Annotated in this window: 14 protein-coding genes; 4 read left to right on the forward strand and 10 right to left on the reverse strand. The window is 66.2% G+C overall.

What is annotated here, in order from left to right:
- Positions 1-23 precede the first annotated feature (23 nt).
- The 10 genes from ICG51_RS00150 to ICG51_RS00195 all read right to left on the reverse strand — a co-directional run bounded on the left by ICG51_RS00150 (position 24) and on the right by ICG51_RS00195 (position 12,901).
- Positions 24-2,489, reverse strand: coding sequence for a xylulose 5-phosphate 3-epimerase (locus ICG51_RS00150; RefSeq protein ID WP_223809478.1), 2,466 nt, complete (start codon positions 2,487-2,489; stop codon positions 24-26).
- Positions 2,486-3,877, reverse strand: coding sequence for an MBL fold metallo-hydrolase (locus tag ICG51_RS00155; RefSeq protein ID WP_114958835.1), 1,392 nt, complete (start codon positions 3,875-3,877; stop codon positions 2,486-2,488). The genes ICG51_RS00150 and ICG51_RS00155 overlap by 4 nt, the downstream gene beginning before the upstream one ends.
- A 79-nt stretch (positions 3,878-3,956) precedes the next feature.
- On the reverse strand, positions 3,957-4,505 hold the full coding sequence (locus tag ICG51_RS00160) for a hypothetical protein (RefSeq protein WP_190280997.1): 549 nt from the start codon (positions 4,503-4,505) through the stop codon (positions 3,957-3,959).
- Positions 4,502-5,167 (reverse strand): isoprenylcysteine carboxylmethyltransferase family protein, encoded by a 666-nt coding sequence (locus tag ICG51_RS00165; protein WP_190280998.1) that lies wholly within the window; start codon positions 5,165-5,167, stop codon positions 4,502-4,504. The genes ICG51_RS00160 and ICG51_RS00165 overlap by 4 nt, the downstream gene beginning before the upstream one ends.
- Position 5,168: 1 nt before the next feature.
- On the reverse strand, positions 5,169-5,423 hold the full coding sequence (locus ICG51_RS00170; protein WP_255428735.1) for a DUF2933 domain-containing protein: 255 nt from the start codon (positions 5,421-5,423) through the stop codon (positions 5,169-5,171).
- 172 nt (positions 5,424-5,595) lie between these two features.
- Positions 5,596-8,748 carry a CusA/CzcA family heavy metal efflux RND transporter gene (locus tag ICG51_RS00175; protein WP_190280999.1) on the reverse strand — a complete coding sequence of 1,051 codons (3,153 nt, stop codon included), beginning with the start codon at positions 8,746-8,748 and terminating at the stop codon, positions 5,596-5,598.
- Position 8,749: 1 nt separating this feature from the next.
- Positions 8,750-10,279, reverse strand: coding sequence for an efflux RND transporter periplasmic adaptor subunit (locus tag ICG51_RS00180; protein ID WP_190281000.1), 1,530 nt, complete (start codon positions 10,277-10,279; stop codon positions 8,750-8,752).
- Positions 10,276-11,505, reverse strand: a complete 1,230-nt coding sequence (locus ICG51_RS00185) for a TolC family protein (RefSeq protein ID WP_114959245.1) — start codon at positions 11,503-11,505, stop codon at positions 10,276-10,278. Before ICG51_RS00185 ends, ICG51_RS00180 begins: the two co-directional genes overlap by 4 nt.
- A 218-nt stretch (positions 11,506-11,723) precedes the next feature.
- The gene (locus ICG51_RS00190) at positions 11,724-12,143 is read right to left on the reverse strand and encodes a hypothetical protein (RefSeq protein ID WP_114958841.1); all 420 of its coding nucleotides are present in this window, start codon (positions 12,141-12,143) and stop codon (positions 11,724-11,726) included.
- A 131-nt stretch (positions 12,144-12,274) separates the two neighbouring features.
- Positions 12,275-12,901, reverse strand: a complete 627-nt coding sequence (locus ICG51_RS00195; protein ID WP_223809645.1) for a CopD family protein — start codon at positions 12,899-12,901, stop codon at positions 12,275-12,277.
- 307 nt (positions 12,902-13,208) lie between these two features.
- Here ICG51_RS00195 and ICG51_RS00200 point away from each other — a divergent pair, with 307 nt between their 5' ends.
- The 4 genes from ICG51_RS00200 to ICG51_RS00215 all read left to right on the forward strand — a co-directional run bounded on the left by ICG51_RS00200 (position 13,209) and on the right by ICG51_RS00215 (position 17,642).
- Positions 13,209-13,637, forward strand: a complete 429-nt coding sequence (locus ICG51_RS00200) for a CopL family metal-binding regulatory protein (protein ID WP_114958842.1) — start codon at positions 13,209-13,211, stop codon at positions 13,635-13,637.
- 112 nt (positions 13,638-13,749) lie between these two features.
- Entirely contained in the window at positions 13,750-15,639 is a 1,890-nt protein-coding gene (locus ICG51_RS00205; RefSeq protein ID WP_190281001.1) for a copper resistance system multicopper oxidase, read from the forward strand.
- The gene (locus ICG51_RS00210; RefSeq protein WP_190281002.1) at positions 15,636-16,742 is read left to right on the forward strand and encodes a copper resistance protein B; all 1,107 of its coding nucleotides are present in this window, start codon (positions 15,636-15,638) and stop codon (positions 16,740-16,742) included. Before ICG51_RS00205 ends, ICG51_RS00210 begins: the two co-directional genes overlap by 4 nt.
- A gap of 15 nt (positions 16,743-16,757) precedes the next feature.
- Positions 16,758-17,642, forward strand: a complete 885-nt coding sequence (locus ICG51_RS00215; RefSeq protein WP_190281003.1) for a cytochrome c — start codon at positions 16,758-16,760, stop codon at positions 17,640-17,642.
- Positions 17,643-17,649 lie beyond the last annotated feature (7 nt).

A 17,649-nucleotide genomic window follows, 5' to 3' on the forward strand; every position in this document is an offset into this window, starting at 1 on the left:
GCGCGAGGTCCTGGCCGGGCGACTCACGACGCTGGCCCCGTGGCAGGGCGCAGGATCGTGGCCGGATCGCCGCGGCCATCCACTGCCGCCAGCTCCGCTTCGGACAGCAGGCTGCCACGGGACTGGCCGAGGACGTGCGCAGCCGCGTCGACCACGTGTGCCCAGGTGCTGCGGTTGGCGAACAGCAGGCCCGGCACGTCCAGCGTGCCGCCGCGGTTGACGAAGCCCAGCGCCGCGGTGGTGGCCGGGCCGGTGTCGAGCCGGCGGAGCGCGCCGAGGAAGGGCTCCGGACGGGTGTGGGTGACGAATACGCGCGGCCTGCTCACCGGGAACAGCGCCTGGACCGCGGTGTCGGAGTGCACGTACCGTGCCTCCTCCGGATCGCGCGGCGCGCGGAACCGGCCGGGCTCGGCGAGATAGACGATCGCGGCCGACACACCGCGTTCGACCAGACGCGCCTGCGCGCGGCGCACTTCCTGCAGCTGGTACGCGCCGGTGGCTACGAGCAGGATCGCCGCCGTCGCCGGATCGCCGGCCAGGCACGTCGCTCCGATCTCGGCCAGCGCCTTGGCCTGCTGTGGCGTCAACTCATGGGGCACCGGCCGCTTGGGGACGACCAGGGTGGTGACCGTGCCGCGTTGCGCGTAGGCGTGGGTGAGGGCTGCGGCGGCGCCGTTGGCATCGGGCGGAAACACCACGCGCGAGATGTCGGCCATCTCGCCCATGAGCGCCTCGGCCATGGTCGGATCCTGGTGCGACTGCTCGTTCTTCGAGTTTTCCCACGTGTGCGAAGTTAGCACCAGCGGCACGCCCAGCCAGCCGGGCGGGCGTCCGGCCTGCTTCTGATGGCGGGCAAAGATCAGTTCCTGGCGCACGGCGCCGAGCATCTTCGGCGCGAACGCCTCGTAGGTGACCACCAGGTTCAGCCCGCCCTTGTTGCCGAGCGCCGCGCAGACCACGGCCTCCTCGTTGAGCGCGGTGATGACCGCGCCGGTGGTCGATTCGGCGACACCGGGTTCGGGCTCGTGCACCCGGTGCTTCATCGCGTCCAGGGTGCGGTCGAGCTTGTTGCTGCGCAGCTCGTCGGGATTGCCCACGCGCACGCGCAGGCCCGGGTTCGCTTCGGCGATCGCGACAAACTGCTCGTCCAGCGCGGTCATCGGCGAGCTCTCGCCGCCGGCGCCGCGGTCGGCGATCGCCGGCACGCGGGGCGGTTCCACCTGGCGATCGGCCAGCGCATGGTCGCGCTCGCGCACCCGCTGCTGGTCATCGTGGCTGTTGAGTGCGGCGACGGCTTCCTCGAGTTCGGGGAAGGTCACGAACAGAGCTGCAGCGCCCTCATTGAAGAGCGTGCGCGCCTCTGCATCCACCGCCGGATTTCCGGGCAGGGGAAGATTGTGCGAGGCGTTGGTCCCGGCGCCGGGGAAGCCGAAGCCCTTCACGGTTTCGGCGATGCCATAGGGCAGCCGCACGTCGGTATCGGGGACGGCGGCGCCCGCTTGCAGGCGCGATTCCATCACGTGGATGCCCCACGCGATGCTGGCCGGATCGCGCCCGTCCAGCGCGATCGGATCAAAGCCGTTCAAGCGCAGGTGCCGGTCCAACCAGCGCTCGCCGCCTTGCTGGGTGATCTGGCTGCGCTGTTCGATACGCCGCCCGTTGAGGATGATGATCGGGCTGACCAGCCCGCTGTCTTCGGCACGCCACCAGCGCGGCGCCCAGTCGCTGCCGCGCTGTTCTTCGAACGCACCGTCGCTGAGGAACGCCACCAGGCGTTCATCCTTGAGCGGCGCATGCACGTACTGAAGCTCGGCAAAGCCGAGATAGCCACCTTCCATCACGCCCCCGGCGGTATGCGCATTGACGTGGGAGCCCAGCGGCGACGCCGGCGTCCCGTCCGGATTGAGCGTGTAGGCGTAGAAGTCGCCGACGAACCGGCTCAGTCCGGCGTCGGAGCGGTCATAGCGTTCGGCGTGCCTGTCGGTCATGTTGCCAACCAACACGTTCAGCGCGTCGATCGCGGCCACGCAGTGCCCTTGGCCCATCATCCAAGCGCGGGTGACACCATCCAGGGCGTCCATCAGGAGGTAGCCGGCGTAGGCGGGCACCATGTTGAGGGACCCGCCGGTGTGGCCTTCAGGCGTGAGCTTGAAATCGTCGGCCTCAAGGACCGTGCCGTCGGTACGGACCCGCTGGCTGTAGGTCATGTGCGCCACCAGCCACATGCCGGCACTGGCGACGCGATCGGCCGCGGCGAGCCGCTGCCAAGCAGTGCCGGTATTGGGCGTGCGGCCCAGGGCCACCAGTTCGTCCACCATCTGGCGGACCCGCAGCTGGGTGAGCGGGTCATGCCGGATCACGCCGTAGCCGGCTGCCCAATGTGCGAACGCGCGATCAGCCTGCCGGTGGGCATCGGCCAGTTCAAGGATCCGCTGGCGCTCGGCGGCTGACAGCTGGTCGGCGGTGCAGCAGTTGGGGTGCAGGTTCATGGGGTCTCCGGGGAATCCAGTGCAACGCGGTCCAGGTGCTCCGGCACGCGCGCGCGCCAGCCCAGTTCGCGTTGCACGCGCCCGCGCAACGTGTCGGCTGCATCGGGCTCGCCGTGGGTGAGGTAAACGACGCGCGGCGCAGACGGTGCGGTGCGCATCCAGTCCAGCAGCTCGCCCGCATCGGCGTGGCCGGAGAAGCCTTCCAGCTGCACTACCTCGGCGCGAATGGAAACCTCGCGGCCGAACATGCGCAATGTTCGCTTTCCCGCCGCCAGCGCGGCACCGCGTGTTCCACCGGCTTGGTAGCCCGCCAGCAAGATCGCGTTGCGGTCATCCTGGCCGAACGCCTCGACGTGGTGCAGCACGCGCCCGCCGGTGATCATGCCACTGGCCGAGATGATGATCATCGGCCCGCGCTGGCGGTTGAGCGCCTTGGACTCATCCACAGTGTTGACGAAGGTGGCGACCTCAAACATCCGCTGGCAGTCCTCTTGAGACACGCGATGCTCGGAATGGTGAGCGTGGTAGAGGCCGGTGGCGTTGGCCGCCATCGGACTGTTGAGGTAGACCGGTATCCGAGGGATCTCTCCGCGCTCGCGCAGCCGGGCGATATGCAACATAAGTGTCTGGGCGCGACCGACAGCGAACGCCGGGATGACGATCACACCGCCACGGGCAGCCACGCGGCGGATGATCGGCGCGAGTTCCGCCTCTTGGTCGATCGCAACGTGTTCGCGATTGCCATAGGTGGATTCGCAGACCAGCACGTCACAGGCGGGCAGGGGGGTCGGCGGATTCATCAGCGACTCCTGCTGCCGCCCGAGGTCGCCACTGAAATGCAGGCGCTGGCCCTGCGCGTCCACGCTGACGTGGGCAGCGCCCAGGATGTGGCCGGCGGGATGGAAGCGGACTGTGATGCCCGGTGCGACCTCGACATCGCGCTCGTAGTCATGCCCCTTGAGCTGCTTCAGGCTGCGGTGAGCATCGTCTTCGGTGTACAGCGGCCGTGGTTCCTTGTGCTTGGAATAGCCCTTGCGCGCGGCGTATTTCGCCTCTTCTTCGAGCAGGTGCCCGCTGTCGGGCAGCAGCAGACCGCACAGGGCCACGCTGCCGTAGGTGCAGTGGATCCGGCCGCGGAACCCCTGCTTGACCAGCGCCGGCAGATAGCCCGAATGGTCAAGGTGGGCGTGGGTCAGGACGACCGCGTCGATGGTCGAAGGGTCGACCGGAAACGGCGCCCAGTTGCGCTCGCGCAATTGCTTGTAGCCCTGGAACAGGCCGCAGTCGACCAGCACGCGCTGGCCGTTGGCCTCGACTAGATAGCGCGAGCCGGTGACGGTGCCGGCGGCGCCGAGGAACTGCAGGGTGGGGCTGGAATACGTTGCCATGACGTGACTCCTGTTCGCGAAGGAAGTGATTGCAAATGACATGACGGACCGCCGCGGATCCTCGTCACTGCGCGCCCGGTCAGGGGCGAACCAGCTCCACCGTGTCGTTGACCTTGGGGCTGCCGGCGATCACCTCAGCCTCCGCGTAGTGACCGTCGAACAGCCCGGTGATGCGCACCTGACCGACGGATTCCCGGCGATAACGTGGCCCGACATCCCGTGGACCGCGATTACGGCGCTTGTGCCGGATCACTTCCAACACCTGTCCGACCTGGGCGCCGTCGGCCTGTCCGACGCAGACGACAAGCGTTTGGTCCTCTTTCTCCAGCACTTGGCCGCGCATCAAGACGTTGTGGCGGAAGCCGCCCTCGTTCGCGGACGCGACACCCGGCGCTGCGAACGAGAAGGCGAGTGCGCCAGCCATCGCCAGCGCGGCGAACCAGCGGTAGGGATTCGTACGTGGGGCTGCGGAACAGGCAACGGGTGTGACCGTATTCATTGAGCGGACTCCTTGGATGGGGCTTGAATGGAAACGACGATCGGGGACAAGAGCCAGAACGGAAGAGACATGCAGGTCGATAACTGGAACGGCCAAACGCTTTTCAGGCAGTTCCTCAACCTGGGTCACCGGGTTCCTCCCGCCGATGGGGCGGGGGCGCGCCGACGTCGCGGAATGAAGGCGGGGATCTCCTGCATGTAGCTGACGTAATCATTGCCGAAACGGCTCAGGCAGTCTTTTTCCTCACGGCGCGCGAGGCGGGCATAGGCCCACACGAGCACCGGATAGCTGGCGAGTGTGAGCAGCGTGGGCCACTGCAGCAGGAAGCCAGTCAACACCAGCACGAAGGCGACGTACTGCGGGTGGCGCATGCGGGCATACACGCCCTCTCGAGTTATCCGGCCCTCGCGCTGTGCCCGATACAGCACGGGCCAGGAAGCCGACAGCAGCCAGAAGCCACCGCCGATCAGGAAGAGGCTCGCGACGTGGAATGGACCAAAATGCGGGTTGGCGCGCCAGCCGAACCACATCTCGAACAGGTGGCCCGCGTCGTGACTGAGCCAATTGACCTGCGGATAGTTGGCGCTGAGCCAGCCGCCCAGAACGTAGAGCGTCAGCGGGAAGCCATACATTTCCGCAAACAGCGCCACGATGAAGGCGGAGAACATTCCGAACCCCCGCCAGTCCCACCGGGTCAACGGCTTGTAGAAGCTCCAGGCGAAGAAGATGAAGAACGCGGCGTTGACGGCCGCAAGGAGCCAGAGGCCATAGCCATCTTCAGATGCATGCATGTCAGTGTCCTCTGTGTGAGGTGTCGGACCTTTCATCGGTCATTGCAGGCTTGCCACGGGTGTCGGGGCTGCCATTGGGTGTGTCGTCGGCATTGCCGCCGCGCCCGTGACCTCCATGCCCGCCATGTCCTTTGTGCATGAACATGTGCATGAACGGGCACAGCAGCAGGATGGCCAGCGGCAACCAGCGGAGCGTTCCCGCAAGGTGGGCGCGGTGCTCGAAGCCGAGATAGAACAAGGCCAGCACCAAGAACATCCAGAAGACCCAACGTCGGGACCCGGTCGCGTTTTGTGTAGGTTTGGCAGTCATGACGATCCCCTCGGGAAGCGGCGATGGATCACATTCCTCCGGCCGCGCCGCAGACGACCGGAAGAACGGCTCCGCGCGTGCGCGGACCGCCCTGGATCAGGTGCGTGGAAAGTGGGCATCACGGCCCGTCCACGGGCAGTGCGGCAGGTGCCGGCGGCTTCCTGGCCAGTTGCCGCTGCTTGATCAGCGAGTACAGCGCCGGAATCACCGCCAACGTCAGGATGGTCGACGAGACCATCCCGCCCACCATCGGTGCGGCGATGCGGCGCATGACCTCGGAGCCGGTGCCGCTGCTCCACATGATCGGCAGCAAGCCGGCCATGATCGCGACCACGGTCATCATCTTCGGGCGCACGCGGTCGACCGCGCCTTCAATGATCGCTTCGCGCAGGTCCCGTGCATCCAGCGGGCGGCCTTCGGCCTGCCGCTGCGCGGCGCGCGCCTCCAGTGCGTGGTTGAGGTAGATCAGCATCACCACGCCGGTTTCCGCGGCGACGCCGGCCAATGCAATGAAGCCCACGATAACCGCGACGCTGGTGTTGTAGTCGAGCAGCCACATCAGCCAGATACCGCCGACCAGGGCGAACGGCACCGACAGCATCACGATCAGCGACTCGGTGACGCGGCGGAAGTTGAGGTACAGCAGCAGGAAAATCAGCGCCAGCGTCACCGGAATGACGACCCGCATTTTTTCGGCGGCGCGTTGCATGTACTCGTATTGACCGCTCCAGGTCACGTAGTAGCCCGATGGGAACTGCACCTGTCGAGTGACCGCTTCCTGCGCCGCCTTCACGTAGCGGCCGAGGTCGCTTTCGCGGGTATCGACATAGATGTATGCGGCCAGCATGGCGTTCTCGGTGCGGATGCTGGGCGCCCCTTTCCTAACCTCGATCTTCGCCAACTCGCCGAGCGGCACCTGCGCACCGCCGGGCACCGGCACCAGCACCTGGGTCCCGATGCGCTGCGGGTCGTCGCGCAGTTCGCGCGGATAGCGCACGATCGCGCTGAAACGCTCGCGGCCCTGCAGGATGGTGGTGACCATCTCGCCACCCAGCGCTGCCGCCACCACGTCCTGCACCTCGCCCAGAGTCACGCCGTACTGGGCCAGGCTGGCCAGGTCGGGGGTGATGTCGAGGTAGTAGGCACCGGTCAGGCGTTCGGCGAAGGCGCTGGTCGTCCCCGGCACCTGCCGTACCACGGCTTCGATCTCGGTGGCCAGGGCCGCCAGCTGATCCAGGTTGTTACCGAAGATCTTGATGCCCACGGGCGTGCGGATGCCGGTGGCCAGCATGTCGGTGCGGGCCTTGATCGGCATCGTCCAGGAGTTGGCGACACCCGGGAACTTCAGCGCCGCGTCCATCTCGGCAATGAGCTTGTCGGTGGTCATGCCGTCGCGCCACTGGTCCTCGGGCTTGAGGTTGATGACGGTTTCGAACATTTCCAGCGGCGCCGGATCGGTGGCGCTCAGGGCGCGCCCCGCCTTGCCGAATACCGATTCCACTTCCGGGAAACCCTTGATGACCCGGTCCTGCTGCTGCAGCAGTTCGGAGGCCTTGGTCACCGACATGCCCGGTAGCGACGCGGGCATGTACAGCAGCGTGCCCTCGTTGAGCGTGGGCATGAACTCGCTTCCCACGCGCGATGCCGGCCACAGGCTGGCGAACAGGACGACCAGCGCGAGCACGATCGTGGCCATGCGATGCCGCAGCACGACGTCGATCACGGGCCGATAGGCCGCCACCAGGAACCGGTTCACCGGATTCTTGTACTCGGGCACGATCTTGCCGCGCACGAACAGCAGCATGAGCACCGGTACCAGCGTCACCGACAGCAGCGCGCCACCGGCCATGGCGAAGGTCTTGGTGAAGGCCAGCGGCTTGAACAGGCGGCCTTCCTGCGCCTCCAGCGCGAACACGGGAAGGAAGGAGACGGTGATGATCATCAGGCTGAAGAAGAGCGCCGGCCCGACTTCGCGGCAGGCGTCGATGATCAGCTGGGTGCGGCTGCGGGAGCCGTCGCCGCGCTCGATGTGCTTGTGCGCGTTCTCGATCATCACGATCGCCGCGTCGACCATCACGCCGATCGAGATCGCGATGCCGCCCAGGCTCATGATGTTGGAGTTCATGCCCAGCACACGCATCGCGATCACCGCGATCAGCACGCCGACCGGCAGCATGACGATCGCCACCAGCGCGCTGCGCGCATGGAACAGGAACACCAGGCACACCAGCGCGACGATCAGGCTCTCCTCGAGCAGGGTCGTGCGCAGGGTCTTGATCGCACGCACGATGAGGTCGGAGCGGTCGTAGACCGCCTGCACGCTGACGCCCTCCGGCAGTCCACTCGCAAGCTGGGCGATCTTGTCCTTCACCCCGTCGATCACGGCTAGGGCATTCTCGCCGAATCGCGCAATCACGATCCCGCCCACCACGTCACCTTTGCCGTCCAGATCGGCGATCCCGCGGCGCTCATCGGGCACAAGCTCGACCCGGGCAACATCGCCGATCAGCACCGGTGCGCCGCCTTCGGCGCGCAGCACCAGGTTCTCGATGTCCTCGATGCCGCGCAGGTAGCCACGGCCCCGCACCATGTACTCCGTCTCGGCCATTTCGATCACACGGCCGCCAACGTCGCGGTTGCTTGCAGCGATCACCTCGGACACCCGCGAAATCGGGATGTCGAACGCGCGCAGCCGCACCGGATCGACTGTGATCGAGTACTGGCGCACGAAGCCACCGACGCTGGCGACCTCGGCCACCCCGGGCGCGGTGGTCAGCTGGTAGCGCAGATACCAGTCCTGCATCGCGCGCAGTTCGTCCAGCGAGTGGCGGTCACTCTTGAGGACGTACTGATAGACCCAACCCACGCCGGTGGCGTCAGGGCCCAGTGCGGGTGCCACGCCGGGCGGCAGGTTCTTCGACGCGACGTTGAGGTTTTCGAGCACGCGTGAGCGCGCCCAGTAGAGATCGGTGCCTTCCTCGAAGATGACGTAGATGAAGGAGGCGCCGAAGAACGAGAAGCCGCGGACGACTCGCGATTTCGGAACTGCAAGCAGGGCGCTGGTCAGCGGATAGGTGACCTGATCCTCGACCACCTGGGGCGCCTGCCCTGGGTACTCGGTGAACACGATCACCTGTACGTCCGAGAGGTCCGGCTGGGCGTCCAGCGGCGTGTTCGTCAGCGCGTAGATGCCCCCGGCGACGATCGCCAGCGCCATCACCAGCACCAGGAAGACGTTGCGTACCGACCATTCAATGAGACGGCCAAGCATGTCAGTGCCCCTCGTGCCCGGTGGGGGAAGTAGGTGCGGCGTGGTCGCTCATCATCCCGTGGCTGCCATGGCCGTCTTGACCGGCAGGTGCGTCAAGGGCGCTGGCGGGAGCCGGCGCATCCGCCGGCGCCGCAGGCATGGCATGGCCGGCATGTGGGTCAGCCGCCTCCTCGCTGTGCCCGGCGTGCGGATCCGCTGCCTCGGCACCATGGCCGGCGTGCGGGTCGGCGGAGCCATCGCCTGACTGTTCGCGCTGCGGATCTTCACTGGTGCCGGAGGGCGACCCGTGTCCTGCGTGACCCTCAAGCCCCTTGAGTGCCGACTGCAGGTTGCTCTCGGCGTCGATCAGGAAGTTGGCGGACACCACGACCTGTTCGCCTTCAGACAACCCGTCGAGGATCTCGATGCGCTCGCCGCCGCGACGACCCAGGGTCACGTCGCGCGGTACAAAACGGCCCGCGCCGGTCTCAACCAGCACCATCTGGCGCGTGCCGCTGTCCAGCACGGCCGAACGCGGAACGGTGAGCACCGGGCCGGTTCCCGGCGCCTCGAGCAGCACCGTCCCGTAGAGCCCGGGCCGCAGGTCGCCGTTGGGATTGGGCAATGCGATGCGCACGTCCACGGTGCGCGTCATTGCATCGATGACGGGCTGCACGAAGGTGACCTTGCCCTTGGCCACTTGGCCTGGCAGGGCTACGGTTTCAAAGCGGGCGGGCTGGCCGATTGCTATGCCCGCGGCCTGCGCCGCCGGCACCTTGGCGACCACCCACACCATCGACAGGTCGGCCAGGCGCAGGATGGTCTCGCCCGCCTCGAACCGGGCGCCCTGGACCACCGGTTTTTCGATCACCACCGCATTTGCCGGCGCGGTGAGGATCAGGGCCTTCTTGTCCATCTGCGCATTGCTGATTTCCCAGTTGCGCAGGCGGGTACGGGCGGCATCGCGTAGGCGGGTCATCGATGCCGCGCTGGCGGGATCGGATCCGGCCAGCCTGCGGGCGGTCTCGTCAGCGAGCCTGTATTCCTGCTGCGCCGCAGCCAACTGCGGGCTGTAGACGGATAGCAGCGGCTGCCCGGCGCGGACCCGCATGCCGGTCTGGTTCGCGTACAGCCGCTCCACCCAGCCTTCGAAGCGCGGGGCAATGACGTACTGTCGGGTCTCGTCGACCTCGACCGTGCCGCTGGTGCGCACGGTGGCGGACAGTGCCCCGCGCGTAACCGCTTCCGTGCGCACGCCCAGCGCCTGCACCTTGTCCGGCGGCAGCACCACCGTGCCCGGCGCCGCCGGCGGCGCGTCGTCGGCATAGACCGGAACGTAGTCCATGCCCATCGAATCCTTCTTCGGCACCGGCGAGGTGTCGGGGAGCCCCATGGGATTTCGGTAATAAAGCACCTTGCGCTCCGCGGCAGGCGCCTCGGCGGATGTAGCTGCGGTCGGCGAATCGTTGGTCGCGCGGCCGGCCATCCAGCCTGTGGTGAGGGCGGCGAGTGCGACGCCGATGGCGAGCGACAGGGTCTGGACACGGGTCATCGGATATCTCCTTCGATGGCGCGCACGGCGGCGGCGCCCAACAGTTCGTCACGCAATGCATCGACCCGTGCGAGATCGGCGCCCTGCCATTCATTGAGTGCTTCCAGCAGCGTCCCGAAGTCGACTTCGCCGACCTGGTAGCTCGCCAGCGCCGACTGCCAGGTGGCGTCGGCCTGCGGCAGCAGCGTGTTCTGGATCAGTTGCCGGCGTTCGCGGGCGCTGGTCCACTGCGACCAGGCGGAAGCGCCTCGCTCCTCGACGGCCCGCAGCGTGGCGTCCCTGCGGGCCAGCGCGGCTTCCTCGAGCAGGCGCGATTCGCGCTCGCGCTCGCGGCGGGCGCGCTGCTGGAACGGGATCTCCACCTCGAGCATCAGCTCGGTACTCTGGATGCCGTTGCCCAGCTGCATCGCACCCACGCCGACGGTGATGTCGGGAAAGCGGTTGCGACGCTGCAACACCACATTCGTGCGCGCGGCCTCGGCGCGGGCCTGCTGCGAACGGACCGCGGGGTGCGTGTCGGCGGCGTCCAGAGCCTCGGCAAGCGAAGCGCTGCGGACGGCAAGGCGCGGCGCCTCGTCGGGAGCCGCCAGCGGTGCATCGGAACGGCGCCCCAGCACCGCGTTCAAGGTGGCGGCCGCCTCCTGCTTGGCGGCGAGGCGTTCGATCCGCTCGCGCTGCAGGCTGGTCTGCTCGACCTGGGCGCGGATGGCATCCTGCTGTGGCGCGCGGCCAAGGGCGTAGCGCACTCCCGCGATCTCTTCGACCTGGCGGAGCAGGGCGATGCGGCGATCGAGCACGGCTACCGCTTGATCGGCATGCCAATAACGTGCGTAGGCCGCCTCGGCGTCGGACAGCAGGTCGCGCGCCGCGGTGATGCGATCGAGCCCGATCGCGACCGCGTTCTGGCTGGCCGCAGTCCGCGCCAGGTCGCGCTTGCCCCAGAGCGGGAAGCGCTGGCGCAGCGCGTAGTTGACCTCACGCTCGGCACCGACAGTGCGCCAGGGTTTGTCCGGATCGAGGCCGCGAAATCCCACTGAGGCCATTGGGTCGGGCAGGGCGCCCGCCGGCAGGATCCGCGCTTCGGCAGCCTGGGTTTCCAAGCCCATGGCCCGAAGCTCGGGGTTGTGTTCGAGCACCCAGGTCCGGATCGACTCGAGACTGTGTCCCGGGATGGGCTCGGTTGCGGTCACCGGCAGCGCCAGCGCCCACAAGGCGCCGGCGAGCACGCAGGCGAGCAGGCGCCGCCGCGGTGGCCGCTGGCAGGACAGCGGGTGGCAGTGCAGGCGGCTGGCCTGCCACAGGTAGAACGGAGATGCCATATCAGTGTCCTTGGGCCGACGCGACGCAGTCGCTCGGCCGGGGCAGGAACACATGCCGTGACGCGCACGGCACGAACGCACAGCACTGCACCGCACAGGCGTGCGGCGCAGTCAGCGTTCGGGCATCAGATCAGCAGGAGGGCCGCGGGATGCGCGGTGGGTCGGTGCCAGGCAGGCGTGGGTGGCGAATCGACCCATGTGGACGTAACCCCGGGGCCACCGTCCGCGACTTCCGCGACCGCGAACCAGGAGAACCACACGCCGACAAGCAGCGGCGGAACCGGCGGGATGCGTCCGCTGTCTGCCGAGAGGTCGCCTTCGCTGCAGTGCGCGGTACACAGTGCCTCGTCAGCCGAGGGAAGCTCGGCGCCACAACCGTGACCGTGGTCGTGGTGGGTGTCCGCGTCGGCCGCGACTGCGGCGGTTGTGACCTTGAGATCCAGACAGCCGCCATGACCGGCCAGTGCGAACTGGGACCAGAGCAACGCCACCATCGCGAGGAGGGCAGTGCGCTTGAACCAGTTCCGATGGCGAAGGCGGATCATGGTCGGAGCTTACTCTTTTTCTGATCCGGTGAAACTGATCCAGATCAATTTCTGGTCAAGCACGGAGACGGCGGGGGAGTTCGTGCCGATGCTCGGCGGGGAGGAACCATCAAGACTATGCGCCATCGCGCTCAGGCAGCCGCGGGGCTGAGCGTTCCCAGCACCGAAACGACGATCAAGATCAGGATGGCCAGTGTGGCCTCAGCCGCGACACTCTGCCGCAGGGCCCGCACTTCCTGCACAGGATCGCCGCTGGCCAGGGCGCGTTCCAGACGCGGCACCAGCGTCCAGCGGTGCAATGCACCCAGGCCCAGCATTCCTCCGAACAGGGCAAGCTTCACCAGCAGCAGGTTCCCGTACGTGCTCTGGAGCAGTGTCGACAACGACCATGCGGTGAGATCACCGTAGTGCGCGATGCCAGACACGATGAGCGCAGCAACGAAGATCGTGCCGAGCGTCGAGAATCCGTGCAGAAGATCATGCGTCGCTCGAAGGCGCCTACTGCCGGAGACCGCCTCCCTGCGCAGGAGCAGGCCCAGGAACACCAGTATCGCGGCAACCCAGCCGCCTGCCGCGAGCAGGTGGACCAGGCCCGCAGCAAGCCGCAGCGCACCGGACGCGCCTTCACCGGCGGCGGCGTGGCCGTTCCATGCCAGCGTAGCAAGTGCGCCGCCCGCCAGCATTGCCAGCCGCGGAAAGGCGGACTCCACCTTTCCGCGGCGGCGCTGCCATCCGAGCACGACGAGCGAGGCAAACACGAGCCCCAACTCAAGACCGCGAAGCGGTTGGCGGAGGTGCTGGGGATTCCTCCCGCGTTCCTCTACACCGAAGACGATTTATTGGCCGCGCTGTTACTACGTTGGAATGAGTTGTCCCTCCGCCAGAAGAAGGACCTTCTCAAACAGGTCGAGGGTGTGGAACTTTCCAAGTCGAAGCGGGGTCGTCTTCCCGGCAAGTAGCTTCATTGGGCCGTGGGTGTTGAACCCTTTACCATAGTCCAGAGATAGGCTCGTGCTATTCATGATTCCTTTACCCCTGAGCACGCTCGCGAGTTAAAGTAAGGCCATGTCCACCCGCGCCATCCTGTTGCGTCTGTTGCTGTGCGTTGCCTTGGTATTCAACGGGGCAGCCTCGGCCATGGCGTCTGTGCAGATGATGCAGATGCACGCGGATGGGCATGAAGCCGCAAGTACTCCGGTCGCGCCTATGGCGAGTGCCGAGTCCGAGATGCCATGCCACCACGACGGGCAGCCCGCGCATTCGCAGGATGCGGCCGATGCGGCAACGGCTACCAAGGACAAGCAACCCGGCCAGTCACCCGATTGCTGCAAGTCGAGCACCTGTACCTGTGCATGCGTGCATCAGGCGGCCGCCATGGTGCCGGTGATGGCCTTCCAGGGCACCGCCCTGCTGCATGTCGGTAGCGTGCGATCGATGGCCTTGGGCCATGCAACACCACCGTTGCCCCATCTGATCCGACCTCCCATCGGCTAAGTGTCCTTTGGCGCCCCGGGCGCCGGTTCGCTTGCGCGCGTCGCCGTTCGACGTGCTTTGCAGGCAGTGGTCCAGCGCTTGTGCTGGCCTATGACACTTTGATGGAGTTCACATGTCTTCCGATGCTTTCGGCCGCAATGCCGACGGGTTGTTCAAACCGTCGCGGCGGCGATTCGTGCAGGGGTTGGCCGCGGGTGGTGCTGTGGCCAGCCTGGGTCTCTGGCCCAAACTCAGTTGGGCGCTCAAAGGCCCCGGTAATCCGAATGTCCTGTCGGGTACCGAGTTCGACCTGACCATCGGCGAGACGCCGATGAATTTCACCGGGCGCACGCGTCCAGCAGTCACCGTCAATGGCTCGATTCCAGCACCGCTGCTGCGCTGGCGCGAGGGTACGACGGTCAACCTGCGTGTCTCCAATGCGCTGCCGGAAGGCTCGATCTTTGGCCATGAAACCTCGATCCATTGGCACGGCATCCTGCTGCCGGCCAACATGGACGGTGTGCCTGGGCTGAGCTTTGACGGCATCCACCGGGGCGAGGCCTACCACTATCGGTTTAAGGTGAATCAGGGCGGTACGTATTGGTACCACAGCCATTCGGGATTCCAGGAACAGGCCGGGCTCTACGGCCCGCTCATCATCGATCCCATCGAACCTGAACCGTTCGCCTACGACCGCGACTACGTGGTGATGCTGTCCGACTGGACCGACATGGACCCCACACGGCTGTTCGCGCGGCTGAAGAAGATGTCGATGTACGACAACTACTACATGCGCACGGTCGGGGATTTTCTGCGTGATGCTGAGCGAAATGGTCTTGCGACCACGATCGACGACCGCAAGATGTGGGGACAGATGCGCATGTCGCCGACCGATCTGTCGGACGTCAATGCGAACACCTACACCTACCTGATGAATGGCGAGACCTCGCTGAGCAACTGGACCGGCGTGTTCCGCTCCGGCGAGAAGATCCGCTTGCGCTTCATCAACGGTTCGGCGATGACGCATTTCGACGTGCGGATACCCGGCCTGAAGATGACCGTGGTGGCCGCCGATGGTCAGTACGTGCATCCAGTCACCATCGACGAGTTCCGCATCGCCACCGCCGAAACCTTCGACGTGATCGTCGAGCCGTCGGGGCAGGATGCCTTCACGATTTTCGCGCAGGACATGGGCCGCACCGGTTTCGTCGCCGGCACGCTGGCCGTGCGCGAAGGGCTTCGTGCGCCGATTCCGCCGGTCGATCCTCGTCCGCTGCTGACCATGCAGGACATGGGCATGGATCACGGAAGCATGGGTGGCATGGACATGTCCGGCGGCAAGGGCATGGAAATGAGCTGTGGCGCCAACATGGGCATGGCCGGCATGGATCATGGCGCGATGGCGCAGACGTCGAAACCGGCCGATGCCGATCCGCATGCAGGTCACGACATGGCGACCATGAAAGATGGCTCGATGGCCGGCATGGATTCCGGGAGCACGGTCACGCACCCGGCCAGCGAAACGCGCAATCCGCTGGTCGACAACCAGGCCATGGTGGTCAGTTCACGGCTTGATGATCCGGGCATCGGCCTGCGCGACAACGGACGCAAGGTCTTGAGCTATTCGATGCTCAAGAGTGCCTTCGACGATCCAGACGGGCGCGATCCTGGCCGCGACATCGAACTGCACCTCACCGGTCACATGGAACGCTTCGCCTGGAGCTTCAATGGGCAGAAGTTCTCGGACGTCGAACCGCTGCGACTCAACTACGGCGAACGCATGCGCATCGTGCTGGTGAACGACACGATGATGACGCACCCGATCCACCTGCATGGCATGTGGAGCGACCTCGAGGACGATCAAGGCAACTTCCTCGTACGCAAGCACACCATCGACATGCCGCCCGGCAGCAGACGCAGTTACCGCGTGCGGGCCGACGCGCTCGGCAGCTGGGCCTATCACTGCCATCTGCTCTACCACATGGAAGCGGGAATGATGCGCACCGTGAGGGTCGACGAATGAAGACGATCATGACGCTCGCACCACTCGCTGCTGGCCTGCTGCTGGCCTTGAATGCCGCTGCACAGGATCACTCGCAATACCAGATGCCGATGCCTGCTGCGCAGGATCATTCCCAGCACCAAATGCCGGCGATGCAGGATCACACGCAGCACCAGGTCAAACCGAAAGCCGTACCGAAGGTAAAACCAAAGCCGAAGGCCAAACCCGCCGCCACGCCGAAGACGAAGGCAGCGGTACCCGCCGCACCGATGGATCACGCGGCCATGGGCCACGCGATGCCGGCACAGCAACCGGCTGCCGTGGACCACAGCGCCATGGGACATGACGCCGCCCAACCGGTGCCAATGGATCACGCCGCGATGGGGCATGCCATGCCGCGTCCCGCCGACCAACCCATCACGCCGATTCCGGTACTCACGGATGAAGTTCGTGCAGCGGCCATCCCGCCACCGAATGATCATCCTGTGCACGACAACGGCGTGCAGCACTATGTGCTGTTCAACCGCCTCGAAGGCTTCGATACCGACGATGGCACCGGCATGGCATGGGAAGGCCAAGCCTGGGTCGGCACCGATCTCAACAAGCTCTGGCTGCGCAGCGAGGGCGAGCGAGTAGGGGGGCACACCGAAGGCGCGGATCTCGAAGTGCTGTACGGCCGTGCATTCGCCCGCTGGTGGGATGTGGTCGCCGGCGTGCGCCACGACTTCAAACCGGGCACATCGCAGGACTTCGTTGCGATCGGCGTGCAGGGCCTGGCGCCGTACAAGTTCGAGGTGGAAGCGACCGCGTATCTCGGCCAATCCGGCCAGACCGCTGCGCGCCTGGAGGCCGAATACGAAACGCTGCTGACCAACCGGTTGATCCTGCAGCCGCTGGTTGAAGTCAGTTTCTACGGCAAGAACGACGAACGCCGCGGCATCGGTTCCGGTCTGAGCACCGCCGAGGCCGGTTTACGCCTGCGCTATGAGTTCACCCGGCAATTCGCGCCGTACATCGGCGTGGTTCATGAACGCGCCTTCGGTCGCACTGCAGATTTTCGTCGCGCGGCGGACGAAGGCGTCAACGACACCCGCTTCGTGGCGGGGATCCGGATCTGGTTCTGATTGGGGGAGACCATCATGCCGTTCGTTACCCGAAAGTCCCTGCTCACACTGAGCATCCTGTCCGGCGTCGCCCTCGCGGCGGCAGCCGGTTTTGTCTGGTCCGGTATTTACAACATCGGCGCGGACGACACCCACACCCGACCCGTGTACTCGACGCTGCAAGCCCTGCGCGAACGCTCCATCGAGGTACGGGCGAACAAGTTGCAAGTGCCCGCCGATCTCGACGACCCGGCGCGCATCCGTCAGGGGGCTGGCAACTACAACGCCATGTGCACCGGCTGCCACCTCGGCCCGGGCATGCAAGACACCGAACTGAGCATGGGCCTGTATCCGGCACCGCCGAATCTGAGTAAGGAAACGGTCGACGCCGACACTGCGTTCTGGGTGATTAAGCACGGCATCAAGGCCTCAGGCATGCCGGCCTGGGGCAAGAGCATGGACGACGAATACATCTGGAACATGGCGGCGTTCCTGCAGGCACTGCCCAAGCTCACACCCGAGCAATATCAGGCGCTCGTCGCCAGCAGCGGTGGTCATTCGCACGGTGGCGGTGAGTCCGAGGGCCACGCGCATGCCGAGGGCGGCGAGGACCATCACGACGAGGGCGACGCGCACGCGCACACCGAAGGAGAGGAGCACAACGCGATGGCGGGCATGCCGATGGATACGCCCAAGCCGCACTCGCACCCTTCGGGCACACCGCCGCACGTCGATGCGCCGAAGGACACGAAGGCACCGTCCGGTGAAGTGCACATCCATGCCGACGGCAAGAAGCACGTCCACGACGCAAAACCCACGGCCACGCCTGCCACTGCGAAGCCGACCACCGCCGACCCGCATGCCGGCATGGACATGCCCGAAACAGAACCGGCCAGCGATGGCCACGATCACCAACACTGACCGGAGC

It is taken from the genome of Thermomonas sp. XSG (genome assembly GCF_014678725.1).
Taxonomy (GTDB): Bacteria; Pseudomonadota; Gammaproteobacteria; order Xanthomonadales; family Xanthomonadaceae; genus Thermomonas.

Excerpts from the sequence above, each read along its gene's own strand:
- ICG51_RS00150 (WP_223809478.1), bottom strand. The coding sequence starts at position 2,489 with ATGAACCTGCACCCCAACTGCTGCACCGCCGACCAGCTGTCAGCCGCC.
- ICG51_RS00155 (WP_114958835.1), bottom strand. The coding sequence starts at position 3,877 with ATGGCAACGTATTCCAGCCCCACCCTGCAGTTCCTCGGCGCCGCCGGC.
- ICG51_RS00165 (WP_190280998.1), bottom strand. The coding sequence starts at position 5,167 with ATGCATGCATCTGAAGATGGCTATGGCCTCTGGCTCCTTGCGGCCGTC.
- ICG51_RS00170 (WP_255428735.1), bottom strand. The coding sequence starts at position 5,423 with ATGTTCTTGGTGCTGGCCTTGTTCTATCTCGGCTTCGAGCACCGCGCC.
- ICG51_RS00175 (WP_190280999.1), bottom strand. The coding sequence starts at position 8,748 with ATGCTTGGCCGTCTCATTGAATGGTCGGTACGCAACGTCTTCCTGGTG.
- ICG51_RS00180 (WP_190281000.1), bottom strand. The coding sequence starts at position 10,279 with ATGACCCGTGTCCAGACCCTGTCGCTCGCCATCGGCGTCGCACTCGCC.
- ICG51_RS00190 (WP_114958841.1), bottom strand. The coding sequence starts at position 12,143 with ATGATCCGCCTTCGCCATCGGAACTGGTTCAAGCGCACTGCCCTCCTC.
- ICG51_RS00200 (WP_114958842.1), top strand. The coding sequence starts at position 13,209 with ATGTCCACCCGCGCCATCCTGTTGCGTCTGTTGCTGTGCGTTGCCTTG.
- ICG51_RS00205 (WP_190281001.1), top strand. The coding sequence starts at position 13,750 with ATGTCTTCCGATGCTTTCGGCCGCAATGCCGACGGGTTGTTCAAACCG.
- ICG51_RS00210 (WP_190281002.1), top strand. The coding sequence starts at position 15,636 with ATGAAGACGATCATGACGCTCGCACCACTCGCTGCTGGCCTGCTGCTG.
- ICG51_RS00215 (WP_190281003.1), top strand. The coding sequence starts at position 16,758 with ATGCCGTTCGTTACCCGAAAGTCCCTGCTCACACTGAGCATCCTGTCC.